The organism is Catellatospora sp. NPDC049133 (assembly GCF_040648455.1).
Taxonomy (GTDB): Bacteria; Actinomycetota; Actinomycetes; order Mycobacteriales; family Micromonosporaceae; genus Catellatospora; species Catellatospora aurea.
This window is the reverse complement of the sequence record NZ_JBEZDT010000052.1, coordinates 1-20263: the sequence shown is the minus strand read 5'-3', so window position 1 is coordinate 20263 and position 20263 is coordinate 1. Positions and strand designations below refer to the sequence as shown.

Sequence of the window (20263 nt, the reverse complement as noted above, 5' to 3'; positions counted from 1 at the left end):
ATGCTGTCCGCGCTCGTGGTCCTGCTCGCCGTCGCCGTGGCCGGCGCGGCTCCCGCGCAGGCCGCGACCCCGATCCGGATCATGCCCCTCGGCGACTCCATCACGGGCGGGCCCGGCTGCTGGCGCGCCGTGCTCTGGGATCGCCTGCAACGCAGCGGTTTCACCGACATCGACTTCGTCGGCACCCAGGCCGGCGGCGGCTGCAACCTAGCGAGCTGGGACGGCGACAACGAAGGCCACGGCGGATACCGCGCCACCGGCATCGCTGACCAGAACCAGCTGCCCGGATGGCTGGCCGCCACCCACCCCGACATCGTGCTCATGCACCTGGGCACCAACGACATCTGGAACAACACCCCCACGGCGACGATCCTGGCCGCGTACGGCAAGCTCGTCGACCAGATGCGGGCGAGCAACCCGGCCACGAAGATCCTGGTGGCCCAGATCATCCCGATGACGCCCAGCGGCTGCTCCTGGTGCCCGTCCGGCGTCGCCGCGCTGAACAGCGCCATCCCCGGGTGGGCCGCGAGCCGGACGACCGCCCAGTCGCCGATCACCGTCGTGGACCAGTTCACCGGCTTCGACACCGCCGCCGACACCAGCGACGGCGTGCACCCGGACGACTCGGGCTTTCAGAAGATGTCCGACCGTTGGTATCCCGCGCTGACCCCGCTGCTCGGCGGGAGCACGCCGGGCGATACCATCCCGCCGAGCACCCCGACCGGGTTCGCCGCGACCGTCGACTGCGGTCTGCGAGTCACCCTGACCTGGACCGCGTCCACCGACAACGTCGCGGTCACCGGCTACGACGTGTTCCGCTCGGCCAACGGCGCGGCGTTCACCTCGATCGGCACGACCACCGCGGCGTCGTTCCCGGACATGTTGAACGGCCTGTACCAGTACCAGGTCCGAGCCCGGGACGCAGCCGGCAACACCTCCGCCTTCACCACCCCGGTCAGCGTGGTGCCCCCGCCGTGCCCGCCCCAGGACACGCAATCGCCGACCACGCCTGGCACGCCGACCGCGTCGGCGACGACCGCGACGACCGCCACCCTGACGTGGCCGGCGTCCACCGACAACGTCGGCGTCACCGGGTACGACGTCTACCGGGCACCGGGGACCGGCGGCAGCTTCGCCTCGGTCGGCACGTCGACCACGACCGGTTTCACCGACACCGGCCTGACCGCGGCGACCACGTACCGGTACCAGGTCCGTGCGCGAGACGCCGCGGGCAACACGTCCGCTTTCTCGGCCGCGGCCACGGTCCGCACCGCGGGCGGCACTGCGGGCTGCTCGGCGACGCTGACCCTGCAGACGGGGTGGGGTGGCGGTTACGTCATGCAGCCCAACACCGTCACCAACACGGGCACGGCGGCCATCAGCGGGTGGACGGTCACCTTCACCCTGCCGGCCGGACACGTCCTCACCGGCTCCTGGAACGCGACCGTGACCGTGAGCGGCCAGAGCGTCACGGCTCGCGGGATCACCGGCCAGAACGCCTCCCTGATCGCGGGTGGCAGCACCACCTGGGGCTTCCAGGCCTCCCGGCCCGCCGGTGACACCACGGTGCCCTCGGCGGCCACCTGCACCGGGTCCTGACGGACAGACGCGGCGGAGGGGTGGGCGCCTGCCCTTCCGCCACGTCCGGTCCAAGCGCCCTGCGCGTTGCGATCGACCATTGTCGACGGGACTTTCCCCGGGGGCGTGACGGTGTAACGTCTACCCGCCGCGCCCGCGGCGATGATCGTGACGGGGGACGTGCCATGGCCGAGGAGACCGCGATCCTGTGCAGCTGCTGCGGTGAGCCGCTGCCGCCGGGCAACCTCGCGTGGGACCTGGAGATGCCGGATCCGGTCGCCTACCTGGACGACGACGACCGGGCGCAGCGCACCCTGTTCGAGTCGGAGCAGGTCTTCAACATCGCGGGCCTGGGCGCCTTCATCCGGGTGATCCTGCCGGTGCCGGTCGAGCACGACCGCACCGCGACCTTCGGGGTATGGCTGTGCGTCCCCGACGCCAAGGAGTGGACCCGGATCAACGAGGCGGCCAGGAAGGGCGGCTCGGCCTGGGCGGGCATCACCTTCGAAGGGCGGCTGGCCACCGCGCTCCAGCCCTGGCCGGACGTCTTCGGCGCGTGGACCCGCGCGGTCGTGCCCGGCCCGGACCAGGTGCCCCGCCTGGTGCACAGCCATGACCCGCTGCTGGCGCGGGTGCTGACCGAGCGGTGGCCCGAGGAGCTGATCCGCGCCCGCGGCCGGCACGCGGTCCGGCCGCTGAGCGGCGGCCCGACCCCGAATCCGTACCGGCGCTCGCTCTGGTCGCGGCTGAGCGGCCGCTGACCCGGACCGTCGCGGCCGGACTCGTCGCCCCGACGTGACCAAGAACGCGCCCCGAACGCGATCCCGGTAACACCGCCGTGCCGCGCGACCGCGCAAGATTGAGGCATGACCAGCAGCAACGGCGCCGTACCGGTGACCATCGCCATCACGCGCCGGGCCGACCCCAGCCACGCCCGCGAGATGATCGCGTGGATGCGGGCGGGCACGACCCTCGCCGAGGAGTTCCCCGGGTTCCTCGGGGCGGGGTGGGTGCGGCCGGGGCCGGGCTCCGTCGACTGGCACATGCTGTACCGGTTCGCCGACGCCGACGCGCTGCGCGCCTGGGAGGAGTCGGCGCAGCGGCAGTGGTGGCTGTCGTCGGCCCAGGGCATCGTCGAGCACGCCCGCACCGAGCGGCGTACGGGCATCGAGGGCTGGTTCGACCCGCCGCAGGAGCACAGCATCGAGGAGGCGCGTACGCCCGCCCCGCCGCGCTGGAAGCAGGCGGTCACCATCTGGCTGGTGTTCTTCCCGCTCAGCCTGCTGGCCAACGCCGTGGTGGTGCGCTACCTGGCCGGGGCCCCGCTGGTGGTGCGCACGCTGATCAGCACGCTGTGCCTGACCCCGCTGATGACCTACGTGATGCTGCCGTGGATCACCCGGCTGCTGGAGTGGTGGCTGCACGGCCGCCCCGCCCCCTGGCGCACGGCCTCATCCGGTCGCTGAGCCTTCCCCCGCGCCCAGCCCAAAGGAAGGGCACCTTCTTAACGGACGTCCGTTAAGAAGGTGCCCTTCCTTCGTTTGTGGGCGGCGCGGCGGGGCGGAAATCGGTCGCGTGGTGGGGCGGATGGTGGTTACGTGGTCGGCGGCAGACTTTCCACGGACGAGGAGCGGGACATGCGAGCGACGGTCGGTTCTTTCGAAGCTCTCCTGCCCGTTCGTTCGAAGGACTTGACGTTTGTCGCTCCGCACGCTCAATCTCGGGATCTTGGCCCATGTCGACGCCGGTAAGACGTCACTGACCGAGCGGCTGCTCTACGCGGCCGGGGTCATCGACACGGTCGGCAGTGTCGACACCGGCACGACGCAGACCGATTCGCTGGCGTTGGAACGCCAGCGCGGCATCACCATCCGCTCGGCCGTGGCGTCGCTGCGTATCGCGGACACGGTGGTCAACATCATTGACACGCCGGGTCACCCGGACTTCATCGCCGAGGTGGACCGTGTCCTGGGCGTGCTCGACGGCGCGGTGCTCGTCGTGTCCGCCGTGGAGGGAGTGCAGCCGCAGACCCGGCTGCTCATGCGCGCGCTGCGGCGGCTCGCCGTACCCACGCTGATCTTCATTAACAAGATCGACCGGGGTGGCGCCGACGCCGGCCGCACGCTCGCGGACCTGGTGCGCCGCCTCGAGGTGAAGGCCGCGCCGATGACCCGCGTCCGGTGGCCCGGCGAACGGCGCGCACAGGCCGAACCGGACAGCCGGGCCCTGGCCGACGTGCTCACCGGCGAGAGCGAGGCGCTGCTCGCCGCGTACGTCGCCGACGAGTCCTGCCTGACGCCGCGGCGGCTGCGCGCCGAACTGGCCGCGCAGACGGCCCGGTGCGCGGTGCACCCGGTCTTCGCCGGCTCGGCGATGACGGGCGCGGGCGTGGACGCCCTGATGGCGGGCCTGACGGAGCTGCTGCCCGCGTCGGCCGGCGACCCCGCCGCGCCCCCGAGCGGGCGGATCTTCAAGATTGAACGCGGCCCGGCGGGGGAGAAGGTCGCCTACGTGCGCCTGTTCGACGGGACCTTGCACCTGCGGGACCATCCGACTGGCGGCCGGGACCGGATCACCGGGCTGCACATGCTGGCGCAGGGCGACTGGACCCCGCACGACAGCGTCACCGCGGGCGGGATCGCGGCGCTGCGCGGCCTGGCCACCGTGCGGGTCGGCGACGCCGTCGGCGCGGCGCACGGCCTGGCCGCACACCACTTCGCCCCGCCCATGCTGGAGGCGCTGGTGGTGCCCGCCGACCCCGCCGACGGCGCTCGCCTGCGCTCGGCGCTGGCACAGCTCGCCGAGCAGGACCCGCTGATCGACGTACGGGCCGACGAGCACCTCGGCACCGCCGTGTCGCTCTACGGCGAGGTGCAGAAGGAGGTCATCCAGGCCACCCTGGCCGCCGAGTTCGGCATCGACGCGCACTTCCGGGAGACGACGACGCTGTGCGTCGAGCGGCCCGCCGGGATCGGGGAGGCGGTGGAGCGGCTCAACACACCGTCCAATCCGTACCAGGCCACCATCGGGCTGAGGGTCGAACCCGCGACGCCGGGTTCGGGGGTCCAGGTGCTGGTGCCGGTGGACTACCGGTACGCGCCGCTGTACGTGTACCGCACCCTCGACCTGTTCAAGCAGGCCATGGACGAGTACGTGCGCGACGCGCTGCGCGCGGGCCCGCGCGGCTGGCCGGTGACCGACTGCGTGGTGACCATGACCGAGTCGCGGTACAGCGTCGCGGACGGGCCGCCGTCGCTGCGCGGGCCGGACAGCACGTCCGCGGACTTCCGCAAGCTGACCCCGCTGGTGCTGGCGCAGGCGCTGGCCGCGTCCGGCACCATCGTGTGCGAGCCGCTGGCCCGGGTGACCCTCGACCTCCCGGCCTGGGCGCTCGGGCCGGTCCTGAGCCTGCTCAGCAGGTTGCGGGCGGCCGTGGGCGACCAGGTCGCGCGGGGCGACGAGATGACGCTCGTCGCGACGCTGACCGCCGCCGACGCGCAGGAGCTGCACCGGGTGCTGCCGGAGGCGACCGGCGGCGAAGGCGTGCTGGAGTCGGCGTTCGCGGGTTACCGGCCGGTCCGCGCGGCGACGTCCGGCAGGCGACGGCGATGACCGGATGGGCGGCCTCGGCCGCACCGCGCGGTATGTCGCATTCCGGGCCGGGGCCGCGTCGGATAGCCATTCCCGCAGCCGATCCGCCACTTAACATCAGCGGAGAGGTGAAAGACATGACGACCACGCCATCGCGATAGGGCGACCATGACCGAGCCGGTGCACCTGCAGGCGTTCGACGGGGCGAGCGAGTGGCTGAACATCGCGCCGCTCGACCGCCCGGAGCTGCGCGGCCGGGCCGTGCTGGTCGACTTCTGGACGCTGACGTGCATCAACTGGCTGCGCGCCCAGCCGTACGTGCGTGCCTGGTCGCAGGCCTACCGCGACGACGGCCTGCTCGTCGTCGGCGTGCACACGCCGGAGTTCACGTTCGAGCGCGACAGCGGCCGGGTCCGGCAGGCCGTGGCGGCGCGGGAGATCGACTATCCGGTCGCGGTCGACAACGACTACGCCGTCTGGCGGGCGTTCGACAACCACTACTGGCCCGCGCTCTACTTCCTCGACGCCGCCGGCGTGGTCCGCGACCAGCACTTCGGCGAGGGCCGCTACGAGCGCTCCGAGCAGGTCCTCCAGCGGCTGCTCGGGGTGGAGCGGGCGCTGGTCTCCACCCACGTCGAAGGCGACGGCGTGGAGGCCGAGGCGGACTGGACGCACCTGCGCTCGCCCGAGACGTATCTGGGCTACGCGCGCGGCGAGAACTTCGCCTCGCGGGGCGGGATCGCGTTCGACGAGCCGCGATCCTATGAACTGCCCGCAGAGCTGCGCCTCAACCACTGGGCGCTCGCCGGCGAGTGGACGGCCGAACGCGAGAGCGTCGTGCACGCCCGCGCCGGGGGCACCCTGGCCTGCCGGTTCCATGCGCGCGACGCGCACCTGGTCCTGTCCCCGGGCGAGCGCGGCCCGATGGCGTTCCGGGTGCTCGTGGACGGCCGCCCGCCGGGGCGTTCGCACGGCGTGGACGTGGACGAGAACGGCGCGGGCGTGCTCGATGAAGGACGGCTCTACCAGCTCGTACGCGAACGCGGCGACGTCCGCGAGCGCACCGTGGAGATCACGTTCGCCGAGCCCGGCGCCGAGGCGTACGCGTTCACGTTCGGGTGATCACAGGAGGTCAGCATGAACAGCGCGCAGCCAGACCGGCCGACCGACGCCGTCGTCCCGCCGGCCGTGGACATGAAGGTCGAGGTCGTCGTCCTCCCGGTGGCCGACGTCGACCGCGCCCTGAACTTCTACCGCGGCCTGGGCTGGCGTCTCGACGCGGATTACGAGGCCGGGCCGAGGTTCCGGATCGTGCAGCTGACGCCGCCCGGGTCGGCGTGTTCGGTCCATCTGGGCCGGGGGCTCACCCCGGCAGCGCCGGGCACGGTCCAGGGCACCTACCTCGTCGTCGACGACCTCGACCGGGCCCGCGCGGATCTGCTCGGCAGGGGAGTCGAGGTGAGCCCGGTGTTCCACAACACCTATGACAACGGCTTCCCGGAGCGGGTGGACGGCCGGGCCCCCGATGGCCGCAGTTACGCCTCGTTCGCCACGTTCACCGACCCGGACGGCAACGGATGGCTGATGCAGGAGGTCAAGGAGCGGGCACCGGGGCGGTGACCGGGCGGCACACCTGGTGGGAACGACGCGGGTTTCCGCAACTCCGGCGGCGATGGCACGAGCTCGCCTGGCCGACCCGGGTCGGCCCGCGGCTGGCGGTGGCGTTCCTGCTGGTCGGCTCGCTGCTGCCGCTGATCGGCCTGATCGCCGAACGCGAGCAGCGCATCGCGGCCGCGCGGGACGCCCAGGCCGAGGCCCAGCAGCTGGCCGGGGTGATCGCCGCGAACATAGGCGACGGTGCGCAGGGCCGTAGCCAGCTCGACCCCGCCGCCGTGCAGCCCTACCTCGACAACCTCAAACGCCAGACCGGCGGCGAGGTGGAGATCGTCGACCTGCGGCGCGGCAGCCTCGCCGACACGATGCCCGCCGGGACGCCGGGGCTGCGCGCCGACCCCGACGGCCAGATCGCCGCCACGCTGCGCGACGGGCTGATCCGCAACGTCAGCCGCGGGGACGGGGGATCGGCGGTCAAGGTGATGGTCGTCCCGATCCGTGGTCCCGACGACGGCATCGTCGGGGCCCTGCTGCTCGACTACACCGATCTTCACGAGCAGGTGCTGTCCGCCGGTGCGCACAGCCGCCGGCTGACGATCGGGGCGGGTCTGACCGGCATGGTGGTGGCGCTCGGGGTGGGCTGGGTGTTCTCGCGCGGCCTGGTCCATGATGTCCGCCGCCTCACGCAGGCGGCTGCCAGGTACGCCGAGGGCGACTACGCCATCCGGGCGGAGGTGAACTCCCGCGGTGAGCTGCGGGAACTGGCCGAGGCGCTGAACACGATGGCCGGACGCATCGCGCAGCGCAGAGCGGAGCTGGTCGACCTGGCCACGACCGACCCGCTGACCGGGCTGCCCAACCGCCGCGCGCTGCGCGCCGGCATGGCTCGCGAGCTGGACCACGCCCGCCTTCGCGGGGCGCCGTTCTCGCTGATCCTGCTGGACCTCGACCATTTCAAGGCGGTCAACGACGAGTACGGGCACCTCGCCGGTGATCTGGTGCTGCGTGAAGTCGGCAAGATCCTCCAGGGGCAGGTGCGCTCCACCGATCTGGCCGGCCGGCACGGCGGGGAGGAGTTCGCGGTGCTGCTGCCCGACACCGGCCGCGACGCGGCCCTGCGCACCGCCGAGCGGGTGCGGGCGGCACTGTCGCACACCCCGATCGAGTTCCAGGGCCACACGGTCCGGGTCACGGCGAGCCTGGGCGTGGTCACGTATCCCGAGGACGGCCTGACCGGCGAGGAGCTGGTACGCCGCGCCGACGTCGCGCTCTACGCCGCCAAACGGGCCGGCCGCGACCGCGTGCACAGCCCGCCCACCGCTTGACCCGGCACACCGGCGCAGCCCGGCCGATCGCCGTACGCTGGTTACCGGCGGGTCACCTGCGTCGCCCGCAGCCTGCCCGGGCCTGGACGCCGGTTTCCGCGCCGTTCGTGTGCTGTCGTCACGAAACGCGGATCCGTGATGGTCAACGGGGCCGCACGGTGAATCGGGGTGTGCCGATGACGTTGTTCGGCCGTGAGCCGCAGGTGCTGTCGCTGCAGGCAGCGGCCGAGGAGGCCGTCGCCGGCCGGGGCTCAGCGACCTTGGTCGAGGGCGAGGCCGGCATCGGCAAGTCGGCGCTGCTGGACGTGGTCGCGGCATACTGCGACCGGTTGGGGATGCGGGTGCTGCGCGCGACGGGCGAGCAGCTGGAAACGGACCTGCCGTTCGCGGTCGCCGGGGCGTGCCTGGACGTGCTGACGACCGGGGGCCAGGCGAACCAGGCCCGGGTCGCGGCGCTGCTGCGGGGCGAGGGCGCGGACCGGCAGCCCGGCGCGGCCGGTCACGACTTCGTCGTCACCGAGGCGATGCTCGACCTGGTCGACGACTGGTGTGCCGCCGGTCCGGTGGCCGTGCTCGTCGACGACGTCCAATGGGCCGACGCGCAGAGCATCGTGGTCCTGCACCGGCTGTGCCGCGGCATAGCGCAGTACCCGCTGCTGTTGGTGCTGGCCGCGGCCCCGGAGCCGCGTGGCGAGGCGATGCGCTTGCTGGTGCGCAGCATGGCCGCCAAGGGCGCGCACCGCATGACCCTGCCGCCGCTGGACCCGCAGGCGGTCGCCGAGCTGGTCGAGGCGACCGTCGGCGCGCCGACCGGGCCGCAGCTGGCAAACCTGGTCGCTGCCGCGCAAGGCCATCCCCTCTACCTGTCCGAGCTGGTGGCGGGCCTGTCCCGGGACGGCGCGCTGCGGATCAGCCAGGGGCGGGCGGAGACCGACCACGAGACGCCCCCCGCGGAATCGCTACAAGCGATGATCATGTCGCGGCTGGGCCCGCTGCCACCGCAGACCCAGGCCGTGCTGCAGCGCGCCGCCGTGCTCGGCGGGAACGTGGACCTGCCGCTGCTGGCCGCGGTGTTGGAGACCCCGGTGCTGGAGCTGGCCGAGGCGTTCACCGCGGCGGCCGGCGCGGGACTGCTCGTCGAAACCGACACCGGGCTGCAGTTCCGCCACGATCTGATCCGGCAGGGGCTCGCCCGGCAGGCCCCGTCCTCGGTGCATGGCGTGCTGCACCAGCGAGCCGCCCAGGCGCTGATGGACCGGGGCGCCGACGTCGAGCGGATCGCCGAGCACCTCGCCCAGCTCGACCATGCCGAACACGGGCAGTGGCTGATGACGGCGGCGCCACAGCTGACCGTACGCGCCCCGGACCTGGCGGTGACCCTGTTGCGTGCCGCCGCGGCCGCGGCCCCCGACGACAGGGCCGCGACCAGCCTGAACCTCGCGCTGATCCGGGCGCTGCTGTGGGCCGGCCAGACCGACGACGCCGAGCAGGTCCTGCACGACCAGCTCGCCGCCTTCCAGTCGCCGGCCACCCGGACGCAGCTGCTCGAACTGCGCATGGACGGCTACTTCCGCCAGGGGCGGCTGCAGCAGGCCGCGGCCGCGGGTGAGGACGCGGCCCGGCTGGCGCCGGCGCACCCCGGCCGCCTGTACGGCTTCGCCGCCGTGTGCCGGCTGCTGATCGGCGAGTTCGACACCGCCGACCGGCTGGCGGGCGATGCGCTGCGCACCGGCCTGGCGACCGGCGACGCCGTCGCGCAGGCGTACGGCCACAACACCCTCGCGGTGCTCCGGTTCTCGCAGAGCCGGGTGCTGGAGGCGCTCGACCTCAACACCGACGCGATGACCGCGCTCGACCACGGCGACGCCACGATGATCGTGGACCCGCTCGTGGTCCGGGCGATGTGCCTGTTCGCGCTGGACCGCCCGGCCGAACTGGACCTGGTTCTCGACGCCGCCATGCGGCGCAACCGCGACACGGGTGGGGTCTATCTGACCAGCGCGCAACTGCTGCGCGCCAACGTGCTGTTCCTGCGCGGACGCTGGGACGACGCGCTGGCCGAGATCCGCGCCGCCCTGGACTGCCCGGACCCGATGCATCAGGCCCCGGCGCTGCGGGGCCTTGCCGCACTGGTCGCCATGCACCGCGGCCAGGCGCGCACCCTCGATCCGGAACTGGACGAACTGGCGACCGCCAGGGTGCTGGAGGCACCGTTCACGGCCCCGCTGCGCTGGGCCCAGGCCCTGGCGGAGGAGAACGAGGCGGGTCCTGGCGCGGCCCTCGACATCCTGTTTCCGATCTGGGAGCAGCCGCCGACCTTCAGCCCTCGCTGCATCGGCTACCGCCTGTGCGCGGACCTGGCCCGGCTGGCGTACGCAGCGGGTGACACCGGCCGCCTGCGGGTGCTCGCCGACACCACGGCCGATCTGCTGAGCCGGCAGGCCATCGACAGCGTCGAGGGCACCGCCGCGTTCTGCGCCGGGCTGCTGCACGAAGACCCTGCGCAGCTGCTGGCCGCGGCGGCGTGGTTCGCGCAGACCGGCTGGCCGATGCACGAGGGCTACGCCCGCGAGCACGCGGCCGTGCTGCTCGCCGCGGCCGGCCGCCTCCAGCCGGCCCGGGACGAGCTGGCGGCGGCGGTGGCGCTCTACACCGACCTGGAAGCCCAGCGCGACATCGACCGGGCCCGCGCCCGCGCGCGGCAGGCAGGGCTCAGGCAGGGTGTACGCGGTCCGCGCGGCCGCCCGAAGCACGGCTGGGCCGCCCTGAGCGACACCGAGCACAAGGTCGCGCTCGCCGTCGCGGAGGGCCGGTCCAATCCCGACATCGCGGCGCAGATGTTCCTGTCGCCCCGCACCGTACAGTCGCACGTGTCCAGCATCCTGGCCAAACTCGGGCTGCGCTCCCGGGTCGAGATCGCGGTCAGCGCGTCCACGGTGGAGGATCGCGCGGCGGCGACCGGCTAGCACACCGGCCGAGCCGGTCGCCGGTGTGGGCCCCGGAGGCGGTCGCGGCGCCTGCCCGTAAGGTGGCGCCCATGTCATTTCCGCTCACCGGTGCGGTCCGTCCGATCCGGACGTGCACCCGCCGGTCGACGACCCGGATCGGGGCATGAGCCAGCTTCTCGTACGCACCGCGTCGGCCGACGCCGACGTCGCACCCGCACCGGCACCGGCCTCCGGGATCACGGCCTGGTGCGCCAGGGTCGCCGCCTCCCGCGGCTTCGAGATCACGATCGTGTCGGCGATCGCGGCCAACGCCGTCATCCTCGGCCTGGAGACCTATCCCGAGCTGCGGTCGGCCGGCTGGCTGACCGTGCTGGAGTGGCTGTTCCGGGCGGTGTTCGTGGTCGAGATCGCGATCCGCCTGCTCAGCTACGGCAGGCGTCCGCTGGACTTCTTCCGGCACGGCTGGAACGTCTTCGACCTCGCGGTGGTCGCCGCGGCGTTCGTCCCGGGCCTGCACGGCGACTCGGCCATCCTGCGGGTCATCCGGATCGCGCGGGTGGTGCGGCTGATGCGCTTCATGCCGGGCCTGCGCACCATCGTCACCGCGCTGCTGCGCAGCCTGCCGGGCGTGGGCGGCTTCCTGGCGCTGGCGGTGGTCGTGCTCTACGTCTACGGCATGGCCGGCTGGCTGGTCTTCGCCGAGCACCAGCCCGAGCAGTACGGCACCATCGGCAGCGCGGTGCTCACCCTGTTCGTGCTGCTGTCGCTGGAGAACCTGCCGGACCTCATCGAGCAGGGCATGGCGCTGTCGCCGTGGACGCTCGTCTTCTACATCAGTTACGTGCTCATCACCGCGAACCTGCTGGTCAACATCCTGGTCGGCGTGATCATCAACTCGATGGAGGAGGCGCGCCGCCTGGAGCAGGCCGAGCCGCTCACGCCACCCGCGGGCGGCGACGCGCAACCGGGCGAGGTCGACCAACTCGCGGTCGGCAGGCGTCTGGACGATCTGCGCACTCTGCTCGACGAGCTGGAGCGCGACCTGCGGGTGGACCGGGACCAGGCGCGGCGCTGACGGCGGTCGCGGCACCGAAATTCTTTCGCGGGTATCGATCGACCGTCTTGACACCATGAATGTTATCGCTAACATTCTCCTAACACGGACTTAACCTTCCCGTGTGGTACGGGAAACACCGCGCCCGCACCTGCAGTTGACCAGGCTCGACTCTGGATCCTCAGCGGACACCAGGCTAACCGAGGCGCGGGTGTGAACGTTAACAGCCGCCTGCCGCGTTGTGCCCTGCCGTGCCCGGTGACGATTCACCCGACTGCAGCGATGCCGGTGGCGCGTGCCGCCATGCCGTCGTGCGCTGAAGTCCGGACCCGTTCAGCAGGCCCGCACTGACGTTCCGAGGAGGAACGAATGACACACCGGTTGCGGCGGCTCGGGCTCGGCGGACTCACCGCCACCCTGCTGCTTTCCCTCGGTCTCACCGTGCTGCCGTCGCCCGCGGCCGCCGCCGAGACCTACGCGGCGTACCTCATGGCCCACTTCACCGGCGAGAGCGCCAGCGGTGAGCAGATCTACTTCTCCACCAGCACCGACGGTCTGCGCTGGACCGACCTCAACTACTCCCAGCCGGTGCTGCGCTCCAACGTCGGCGAACTCGGCGTGCGCGACCCCAGCATCGTGCGCTCCCCGGCCGGTGACAGGTTCTTCCTGCTCGCCACCGACCTGCGCATCGCCAGCGGCAAGGGCTGGGACGCCGCCCAGCACGCCGGCAGCACGTCGCTGGTCGTGTGGGAGTCCACCGACCTGGTGACCTGGTCCGCGCCGCGGCTGGTCGACGTGGCCGGGGGCATCAGCGGTGCGGGCTGCGCATGGGCGCCGGAGGCGATCTGGGACCCGGCCGCCGGGAACTACCTCGTCTACTGGGCGACCATCTCGCCGCGCAACGGCGTGGACAAGGCCCGCATCTGGTACTCCCGGACCACCGACTTCCGCACCTTCACCGCCGCGCAGCCGTACATCGACCGGCCCGGCAGCCAGGGCATCATCGACACCCAGATCCTGGAGATCCCCGGCAGCGTCGGCGGGTACCGCTACATCCGCGCGTCCGGCGACGGGCAGATCTCGATCGAGGGCAGCAACCAGCTGCTCAGCGGCTGGACCAGGCTCGGCGACATCTCCCACCTCGGTATGACCGGCGCGCAGGTCGAGGGACCGATCCTGCACCAGTACAACGGCCGCAACGAGTGGGGCCTGTGGGTCGACCAGTACGCCAGCGGTCGCGGCTACCTTCCGCTGACCTCGACCAACCTTGCCGCCACCAGCACCTACCGGGTCCGCGCGGCCTCCGAGTACTCGCTCGGCGCGAGCCACAAGCGGCACGGCTCCATCGTCGGCATCACCCAGGCGCAGTACGACCGCCTGCGCGCCAAGTGGGGCAGCGGCACCGCGCGGCGGGTGCAGTCGTTCAACTTCACCGACCGGTACGTGCGCCACGCCAACTTCGACGCGCGCATCGACCCGAACGTCAGCCCGCTCGCCGACTCGCAGTGGCGGCTCGTGCCGGGCCTGGCGAACGCGGCCTCCGGCTACGTGTCGTTCGAGTCGGTGAACTTCCCGGGCTACTACCTGCGGCACAGCAACTACGACTTCGCCCTGGTCCGCGGCGACGGCTCGGCCCAGTTCGCCGCAGACGCCACCTTCCGGCAGGTCGCCGGGCTGGCCGACGCCTCGGCGGTGTCGTTCCAGTCCTACAACAACACCAGCCGCTACCTCCGCCACTACAACTACCTGCTCCGCCTCGACCCGATCAGCACCGCCACCGAACGCTCCGACGCGACCTTCCGCCTCATCACCAGCTGATCCGTGATGTGCCCCGGGCAGCCGTGTCCGGGGCGCACCCGTTCCCGAGAGCGAGGCCCCGTGACAACCTCCCCCCATGGCAGGCGCTGGGCGATATCCCGAGCGCTGACCGTATGCCTGGCCGCGTCCGCGCTGACCGTGGTGGCCGGTGAACCGGCGTCGGCCGCCGAGATCCCGACCGGCGCGCGGTCGCTGCAGTCGGTCAACCTTCCCGGTTCCTACGTTCGGCACAGCGACTACCTCGGCAGCGTCGCCGCGGTGACGTCGGGCAGTTCAGCGTTGGCCAAGAGCGACGCCACCTTCACCGTCACGCCCGCGCTGGCCGGCGGCGCGGGCTGCGTGTCGTTCCAGGCGGCCAACGGCATGTGGCTGCGGCACCGGGACTACCGCGTCCGGCTGGAGGCCAACAGCGGCAGCACCACGTTCCTGGCGGACGCGAGCTTCTGCGTGCGGGACGGCTCGGCCACCGGTTCGGTGCGCCTGGAGTCGGCCAACTTCCCGGGCCGCTACCTGCGCCACCGCAACAACGAGCTGTGGATCGACCCGTCGACCACCAACCCCGGCACGTTCGCGGCGGACAGCTCGTTCCAGGTCACCGCGCCGTGGGTGGCCGGGCGGCGCAGCCCGGTCATCAAGGGCCTGTACGGCGACCCGAACATCGCCTACCTCAACGGCCGCTACTACGTCTATCCGACCACCGACGGCTACAGCGGCTGGAGTTCGACCAGATTCAAGGCTTTCTCCTCCGCCGACCTGGTCACCTGGACCGACCACGGCACGGTTTTGGACCTCGGACCCCAGATCAGCTGGTCGGACAGCCGAGCCTGGGCGCCGACGATCGCCTACCGCAACGGCCGGTACTACTTCTACTTCTGCGCCGACACCAACATCGGCGTGGCGACCTCGACCAGCCCCACCGGCCCGTTCACCGACCCGCTCGGGCGGCCGCTGGTGGCCGCCGGGTTCCGCAGCGGCCAGATGATCGACCCGCACGTCTTCACCGACGACGACGGCCAGTCCTACCTGTACTGGGGCAACGGCTACGCGTACGGGGTGCGCCTCAACGCGGACATGATCTCCTTCGACGCGGCGCAGGTGCGGACGTTCAGCCTGCCGAACTTCCGGGAGGCCCCGTTCGCGTTCAAACGCAACGGCGTTTACTACCTGTCGTACTCGGTCGACGACACCCGCTCGGAGAACTACCACGTCGAGTACGCGACCGCGACCTCCCCCTTCGGGCCGTGGACCCACCGCGGCACCATCCTGTCCAAGAACCTCAGCCTCGGCGTCAAGGGCCCCGGCCACCACTCCGTCGTCAAGGCCCCGACCACCGACACCTGGTACATCGCCTACCACCGCTTCGCCATCCCCGCCGGCGACGGCATGAACCGCGAGGTGACCGTCGACCCGATGCGCTTCAACACCGACGGCACCATCGCCCCCGTCGTCCCCACCCTCTGACCGAAAGCGAAGGAAGGGCACCTTCTTATCGCTATGCGTTGTAGAAGGTGCCCTTCCTTCGCTTTTCAGCGGGGGCGGCTGCGGGTGAGGGAGGAGCGGCGCACGAACAGCTCCGGGGCGATGAGGACGCGCTGGGAGGGGCGGCGTTCGCCGTCGAGCAGGCGGGACACCATCAGCTCGACCGCGACGCGGCCGACGTGCGTCTTCGCGGGGCGGACCGCAGACAGCGAGGGTTCGGCGAGGTGGGCCACCTCGTCGTCGTAGGAGACCATGGCGAGGTCGTCGGGGATGCTGACGCCCTTCTCCGCGCAGTACTGGGCGACCGAGATCGCGTCGGGGTCGCTGTGCACGATCAGCGCGGTGACCTGGGCGCGCCGGCACTCGCCGAGCACGTTGTGGATGATCTGCCGGTGGCCGGGGGTGGTCAGCGCGACCGACTCGCGCACCACGATGGCATCCGAGATGCCCAGGTCGGCGCAGGCGACCCGCCAGCCCTGCAGCAGGTACGCCGAGGTGGGGCTGCCCTTGGACAGCAGCAGCGCGATCCGCCGGTGCCCGTGCTGGTGCAGGTGGTGCACGGCCATCTCCATGCCCAGCGAGTGATCGCTGCGTACGCACTCGATCTGCCGCGGCGTCGAGGTCCACCGGTCGGGCTGGCGCTCCACCAGGATCGTCGGCACCGGCAGGCGGCCGATCCAGTCGACCATCTCGTGCGCCCGCTCGCCGTCCAGGCTCGGCGCGAGCAGCAGGCCCTGGACCTGGCCTGCTTCGACGAGCCGGCTGATCTGGCGGCGGTCCTCGTCGGGCTCGTAGCTCGACCCGCGCAGCTGCAGGTTCACTCCGAGGGCGGCCGCGGCCGCGCGCGCCCCGCTGACGATGAGCGGCCAGTAGAAGTCGAGCGACGGCACGACCATGCCGATGGTGAACCGGTCGCGGGCCTGCCGGGGCCGGTTCGCGCGGCTTATCGGGGTGGGCAGGGTCGCGCCGCCGTGCACCTTCGTCACCAGGTTGCGCCTGGCCAGCGCGTCGATGTCGCGGCGGATGGTGAGTTCGCTGACGGCCAGCTCGCGGGCGAGGTCGCGCACCCGCACGGCGCCGTGCCTGCGCAACTCGTCGAGGAGCAGTTCCTGCCGCTGGACGCCGAAGAGTCGCTGCGTGGTCATGGGCGCCTCCCGCGCCGGATGGGTCGGCCCGGGTCGCCCCGGCGGAGTGCGCGACAAGGCGGCGCTGACCGGTGCCTTTCGTCGGCATCTGTCAGCTTGTCGAGCGGTCCTGACCGTAACAGATCTTTCACCGAAAACATCGACGAAGTTCGCGCGGCGGCCGACGTTCGTTTGTGTACGACCGTGAACGACTGCCACCGAACTGTGGGGAAACCGGACCCGTCCGATTACGAAGATGTCACCGACGTGTCACCGCTATCCGACGGAAAGGACGCGAGATGAAAAGGAGTGGACGGCTCACGGCGCTGACGGTGGCCGCGATCGTGGCGTCGCTGGGCGTGGCGGTCCCGCCGGCGCAGGCGGCACCCGTCACCGTCACCAACGGCACCCAGTTCACCGACACCGGCGGCAACGTCGTGCACGCGCACGGCGGCGGGGTCCTCAAGGTCGGCGCTTACTACTACTGGTTCGGGGAGAGCCGCAACGCCGACAACACGTTCAAGGCGGTGGCCGCCTACCGCTCCACCGACCTGCGCACCTGGGAGTTCCGCAACAACGTGCTGACCCAGTCGTCGGCGGCCGAACTCGGCGTCGCGAACATCGAGCGCCCGAAGGTGATCTACAACGCCGCCACCGGCAAGTACGTGATGTGGATGCACAAGGAGAACGGCTCGGACTACGGCGAGGCGAGGGCGGCGGTCGCCGTCGGGGACACCGTCGACGGCAGCTACACCTACCAGGGCAGCTTCCGGCCGCTCGGTCACATGTCACGGGACATCACCATCTACAACGACAACGGCACGGCGTACATGCTCTCGGCCGCCGACGAGAACCGTGACCTGCACATCTACCGGCTGACCGCCGACTACCTCGGCATCGGGTCTCTGGTCGGCAACTTCTGGAACGACGCGGCCCGGGAGGCGCCCGCGCTGTTCAAGCGGGGGAGCACCTACTTCCTGATCACCTCGGGGCTGACCGGCTGGTCGCCGAACCAGGCCAAGTACGCCACCGCGTCGAGCATCACCGGCCCGTGGAGCGGCTGGACCAACGTCGGCGACGCGACGACGTTCCGGTCCCAGTCGACGTTCGTGCTGACGATCCAGGGCACCGCCGCGACCAGTTACCTGTACATGGGGGACCGTTGGGCGGGCGCGTGGGGCGGGCCGGTCGGCGACTCCCAGTACGTCTGGCTGCCGATCGCCTTCCCGAGCGCCACGACGATGAGCCTGAGCTGGTATCCGTCGGTCACCATCGACGCGGCCGCGGGCACCGTCACCGGCGTCGCGCCGCCGTACCACCGGGTGAGCAACCGCAACAGCGGCAAGGTGATCGACGTGGTGAACCAGTCGACGGCCAACAACGCCGAGGTCAAGCAGTGGACCTGGAACGGCGGCGGCAACCAGAAGTGGGAGTTCCAGGACGCCGGCAGTGGGTACTTCCGCATCGTCAACCAGAACAGCGGCAAGTGCCTGGACGTGGCGAGCGCGTCGACCGCCGACGGGGCCAACGTCATCCAGTACACCTGCGGCAGCGGCGCCAACCAGCAGTGGCAGTGGCAGGCCATCGGCAGCTATTTCCGGATCGTCGCCCGGCACAGCGGCAAGTGCCTCGATGTGGTCGGCTCCGGCACCGGCGACGGGGCCGACATTCAGCAGTACACCTGCGGCACCGGCAACAACCAGCAGTGGAGCCGGGCCACCGCCTGATCCACGCCGGGTCGAGTGCCCGCGCCCGGCGGGCGCTCGACCCGGCATCGGCCACACCATCTCCGACGTGGACATGTTTAACCGGCAGGATCGGCGGCTATCGGTCGGCAACAGTCGCCACGCGACAGGCTTGAGACCGAGGGGCCCCTGTGTATCTGTTCGACGCCGACAGTGTCGTGGTCAGCACGGCCGCTGAGCTCCTGCGCACCCATCACCCCGTCTCGGTGGAGGACCAGTCCTGCGCCAACTGCGGTGAGCCGGCACCGTGTGAGGCCTCGGTGAACGCCCGGCAGATCCAGGCGGCGGCCAGCCTCGGGGCCGAGTCGGCCGACGGCCGGTTCGGCTGACCGGCTCTGGCGGCCGGATCGACGTTAACGCCGCCAGAGGCCGGGTAGATCAGTGCGGTGACAGATCAACCCGTGGTGCTCGGCCGGCGCTACCGGCTCGTCGAGCCTGTCGGCGCCGGTGGCATGGCGGTCGTGTGGCGCGCCTACGACCAGGTCCTGCACCGTACCGTCGCGGTCAAGATGCTCTCCCCGCGGCTGGTCGCGCAGCCGGACAACCTGCGCCTGCTGCGGGCCGAGGCGCTCGCCGTCGCGGGCCTGAGCCATCCGCGCATCACCAGCGTCTACGACTACGGCCAGCAGCGGCTCGACGGCCACGAGCAGCCGTACCTGGTCATGGAGCTGGTGGACGGCGTCACCCTGCGGCAGACGCTGCGAGAGGCCGCCACCGGCCTCGGCTGGCAGGCCACCCTCTCGATCACCGCGCAGGTCGCCGCGGCCCTGGCCGCAGCCCACGCGCGCGGCATCGTCCACCGCGACGTCACGCCCGCCAACATCATGCTGACCGCGGCCGGGGTCAAGGTGCTCGACTTCGGTATCTGCGTCCTGGCCGGCTTCGACGACGGCCAGGAGGACGAACTGGTCGGGACCGTCGACTACATCGCACCGGAACGGGTCACCGGGCGCAGCGCGGTGACCCCGGCCAGCGACGTCTACTCGCTCGGCATGGTCATGTACCGGTGCCTGTCGGGCCATCTGCCATGGGAGCCGACCACCCCGACGCGGCGGCTGCGCCAGCACGTGTTCAGCCCGCCGGACGTTCTGCCGCCCGTGCCAGGCATGCCGCCGGCGATCAGAGAACTGTGCCTGAGCTGCCTCGCCAAGAACCCCGACGATCGGCCCACCGCCGCCGAGCTGGTCGCCGGCCTGGCAGAGTGGAGCGTTCCCGAGCCTCGCCTTGCGCAGGCGGCTGACGAGCAGACGCACACCCGCCTGCTGGCGTTGCCCGCCGAACTGACCCGGCGCGACCCGAACCCGGTCACCGACGTGGCCGGCCGGGTGGCCGCAGCCGTGCGGACCATGCCGCGCCGCCGCCGAGCGGGACTGTCGGCCGGGGCACTCGCCGTCACCGGCCTGGTAGGCGTGCTGGTGCTGAACGCGGGTCCGGACGTGGCCGACGCCACCCAGACAACCCCGCCGGCGCAGTCATGCCACGTCAGCCTGCAGATACACACGGCCGGAACCGAGTACACCGCATCGCTCGCCGTCGGCACGTCAGGCCGCCGCCCGCAGCGGTGGCAGCTCACCTTCACGGTCCCCGACGGCTGGCGGGTCGGCGGTGTCCGTGCGGGGGAGGTCCGCCAGGACGGCCCGCGGGTGGTCGTCACCGGCCGCACCGCGCTCGTCGCGGGCAGCCCGTCCGCCGTCGCGCTCGCGGGCACGGCAAGAGCGTCGGCCGGCCTGCCCGCCCGGTTCGAGCTGGACGGCACGGCCTGCCAGAGCAATGTGGACGTGATCAGTGGTGCATCGGCTCCGGCCGCGGTCCAGGCGACCCCGGAAGCGCACCGCCCCGCCGCCGAACCCGAGCCGCACGGCGGCAAACCGAAGCCGCCGAAGAAGCCGAAGCCCTACGGCCTGTTTCATAACTCGGTGGAGTTGTGAGACAGCGCCCTTCTCGGGCGTCCGCTCCTCACCCGCGATGGGGTGGGTGCGGTTCCCGC

15 protein-coding genes are annotated in these 20263 nt (G+C 71.8%); 14 read left to right on the top strand and 1 reads right to left on the bottom strand.

Features of this window, described 5'->3' with window-relative positions; translation table 11 throughout:
- The 11 genes from AB0B35_RS38345 to AB0B35_RS38295 all read left to right on the top strand — a co-directional run bounded on the left by AB0B35_RS38345 (position 1) and on the right by AB0B35_RS38295 (position 15389).
- The gene (locus AB0B35_RS38345) at positions 1–1599 is read left to right on the top strand and encodes a GDSL-type esterase/lipase family protein (protein WP_361055704.1); all 1599 of its coding nucleotides are present in this window, start codon (positions 1–3) and stop codon (positions 1597–1599) included.
- A 164-nt stretch (positions 1600–1763) separates the two neighbouring features.
- Positions 1764–2339 carry a DUF2199 domain-containing protein gene (locus AB0B35_RS38340; RefSeq protein WP_361055701.1) on the top strand — a complete coding sequence of 192 codons (576 nt, stop codon included), beginning with the start codon at positions 1764–1766 and terminating at the stop codon, positions 2337–2339.
- Between the two features lie 105 nt (positions 2340–2444).
- On the top strand, positions 2445–3044 hold the full coding sequence (locus tag AB0B35_RS38335; RefSeq protein WP_361055698.1) for an antibiotic biosynthesis monooxygenase: 600 nt from the start codon (positions 2445–2447) through the stop codon (positions 3042–3044).
- A gap of 232 nt (positions 3045–3276) precedes the next feature.
- Positions 3277–5190, top strand: a complete 1914-nt coding sequence (locus AB0B35_RS38330) for a translation factor GTPase family protein (protein ID WP_360536493.1) — start codon at positions 3277–3279, stop codon at positions 5188–5190.
- A 147-nt stretch (positions 5191–5337) separates the two neighbouring features.
- Positions 5338–6291 carry a thioredoxin gene (locus AB0B35_RS38325; protein WP_360536495.1) on the top strand — a complete coding sequence of 318 codons (954 nt, stop codon included), beginning with the start codon at positions 5338–5340 and terminating at the stop codon, positions 6289–6291.
- Positions 6292–6306: 15 nt separating this feature from the next.
- The gene (locus AB0B35_RS38320) at positions 6307–6789 is read left to right on the top strand and encodes a VOC family protein (protein ID WP_360536497.1); all 483 of its coding nucleotides are present in this window, start codon (positions 6307–6309) and stop codon (positions 6787–6789) included.
- Positions 6786–8108 (top strand): diguanylate cyclase, encoded by a 1323-nt coding sequence (locus AB0B35_RS38315; RefSeq protein ID WP_361055695.1) that lies wholly within the window; start codon positions 6786–6788, stop codon positions 8106–8108. The genes AB0B35_RS38320 and AB0B35_RS38315 overlap by 4 nt, the downstream gene beginning before the upstream one ends.
- Before the next feature lie 176 nt (positions 8109–8284).
- Complete coding sequence (locus tag AB0B35_RS38310) at positions 8285–11074, top strand: AAA family ATPase (protein WP_361055692.1); 2790 nt, start codon at positions 8285–8287, stop codon at positions 11072–11074.
- A gap of 145 nt (positions 11075–11219) precedes the next feature.
- On the top strand, positions 11220–12131 hold the full coding sequence (locus AB0B35_RS38305) for an ion transporter (RefSeq protein ID WP_361055689.1): 912 nt from the start codon (positions 11220–11222) through the stop codon (positions 12129–12131).
- Between the two features lie 348 nt (positions 12132–12479).
- A complete protein-coding gene (locus tag AB0B35_RS38300) occupies positions 12480–13928 on the top strand; it encodes a glycoside hydrolase family 43 protein (protein ID WP_361055686.1) in 1449 nt (482 codons plus the stop codon).
- Positions 13929–13988: 60 nt separating this feature from the next.
- Positions 13989–15389 (top strand): family 43 glycosylhydrolase, encoded by a 1401-nt coding sequence (locus AB0B35_RS38295; protein ID WP_361055683.1) that lies wholly within the window; start codon positions 13989–13991, stop codon positions 15387–15389.
- 65 nt (positions 15390–15454) lie between these two features.
- Here the strand turns inward: AB0B35_RS38295 and AB0B35_RS38290 are convergent, their stop codons facing one another.
- Positions 15455–16552, bottom strand: coding sequence for a substrate-binding domain-containing protein (locus AB0B35_RS38290; protein WP_361055680.1), 1098 nt, complete (start codon positions 16550–16552; stop codon positions 15455–15457).
- A gap of 278 nt (positions 16553–16830) precedes the next feature.
- Here AB0B35_RS38290 and AB0B35_RS38285 point away from each other — a divergent pair, with 278 nt between their 5' ends.
- From AB0B35_RS38285 to AB0B35_RS38275, 3 genes are all read left to right on the top strand, one after another.
- Positions 16831–18258 (top strand): RICIN domain-containing protein, encoded by a 1428-nt coding sequence (locus tag AB0B35_RS38285; RefSeq protein ID WP_361055677.1) that lies wholly within the window; start codon positions 16831–16833, stop codon positions 18256–18258.
- A gap of 149 nt (positions 18259–18407) precedes the next feature.
- Positions 18408–18605 (top strand): hypothetical protein, encoded by a 198-nt coding sequence (locus AB0B35_RS38280; protein WP_361055674.1) that lies wholly within the window; start codon positions 18408–18410, stop codon positions 18603–18605.
- 57 nt (positions 18606–18662) lie between these two features.
- On the top strand, positions 18663–20204 hold the full coding sequence (locus tag AB0B35_RS38275; RefSeq protein WP_361055672.1) for a protein kinase: 1542 nt from the start codon (positions 18663–18665) through the stop codon (positions 20202–20204).
- The last annotated feature ends 59 nt before the right edge of the window (positions 20205–20263 follow it).

What these genes read in the sequence shown, in the direction of transcription:
- AB0B35_RS38290 (WP_361055680.1), bottom strand. Translation starts at nt 16,552, where the DNA reads ATGACCACGCAGCGACTCTTCGGCGTCCAGCGGCAGGAACTGCTCCTC.
- AB0B35_RS38300 (WP_361055686.1), top strand. Translation starts at nt 12,480, where the DNA reads ATGACACACCGGTTGCGGCGGCTCGGGCTCGGCGGACTCACCGCCACC.
- AB0B35_RS38320 (WP_360536497.1), top strand. Translation starts at nt 6,307, where the DNA reads ATGAACAGCGCGCAGCCAGACCGGCCGACCGACGCCGTCGTCCCGCCG.
- AB0B35_RS38335 (WP_361055698.1), top strand. Translation starts at nt 2,445, where the DNA reads ATGACCAGCAGCAACGGCGCCGTACCGGTGACCATCGCCATCACGCGC.
- AB0B35_RS38345 (WP_361055704.1), top strand. Translation starts at nt 1, where the DNA reads ATGCTGTCCGCGCTCGTGGTCCTGCTCGCCGTCGCCGTGGCCGGCGCG.
- AB0B35_RS38325 (WP_360536495.1), top strand. Translation starts at nt 5,338, where the DNA reads ATGACCGAGCCGGTGCACCTGCAGGCGTTCGACGGGGCGAGCGAGTGG.
- AB0B35_RS38310 (WP_361055692.1), top strand. Translation starts at nt 8,285, where the DNA reads ATGACGTTGTTCGGCCGTGAGCCGCAGGTGCTGTCGCTGCAGGCAGCG.
- AB0B35_RS38340 (WP_361055701.1), top strand. Translation starts at nt 1,764, where the DNA reads ATGGCCGAGGAGACCGCGATCCTGTGCAGCTGCTGCGGTGAGCCGCTG.
- AB0B35_RS38285 (WP_361055677.1), top strand. Translation starts at nt 16,831, where the DNA reads ATGAAAAGGAGTGGACGGCTCACGGCGCTGACGGTGGCCGCGATCGTG.
- AB0B35_RS38305 (WP_361055689.1), top strand. Translation starts at nt 11,220, where the DNA reads ATGAGCCAGCTTCTCGTACGCACCGCGTCGGCCGACGCCGACGTCGCA.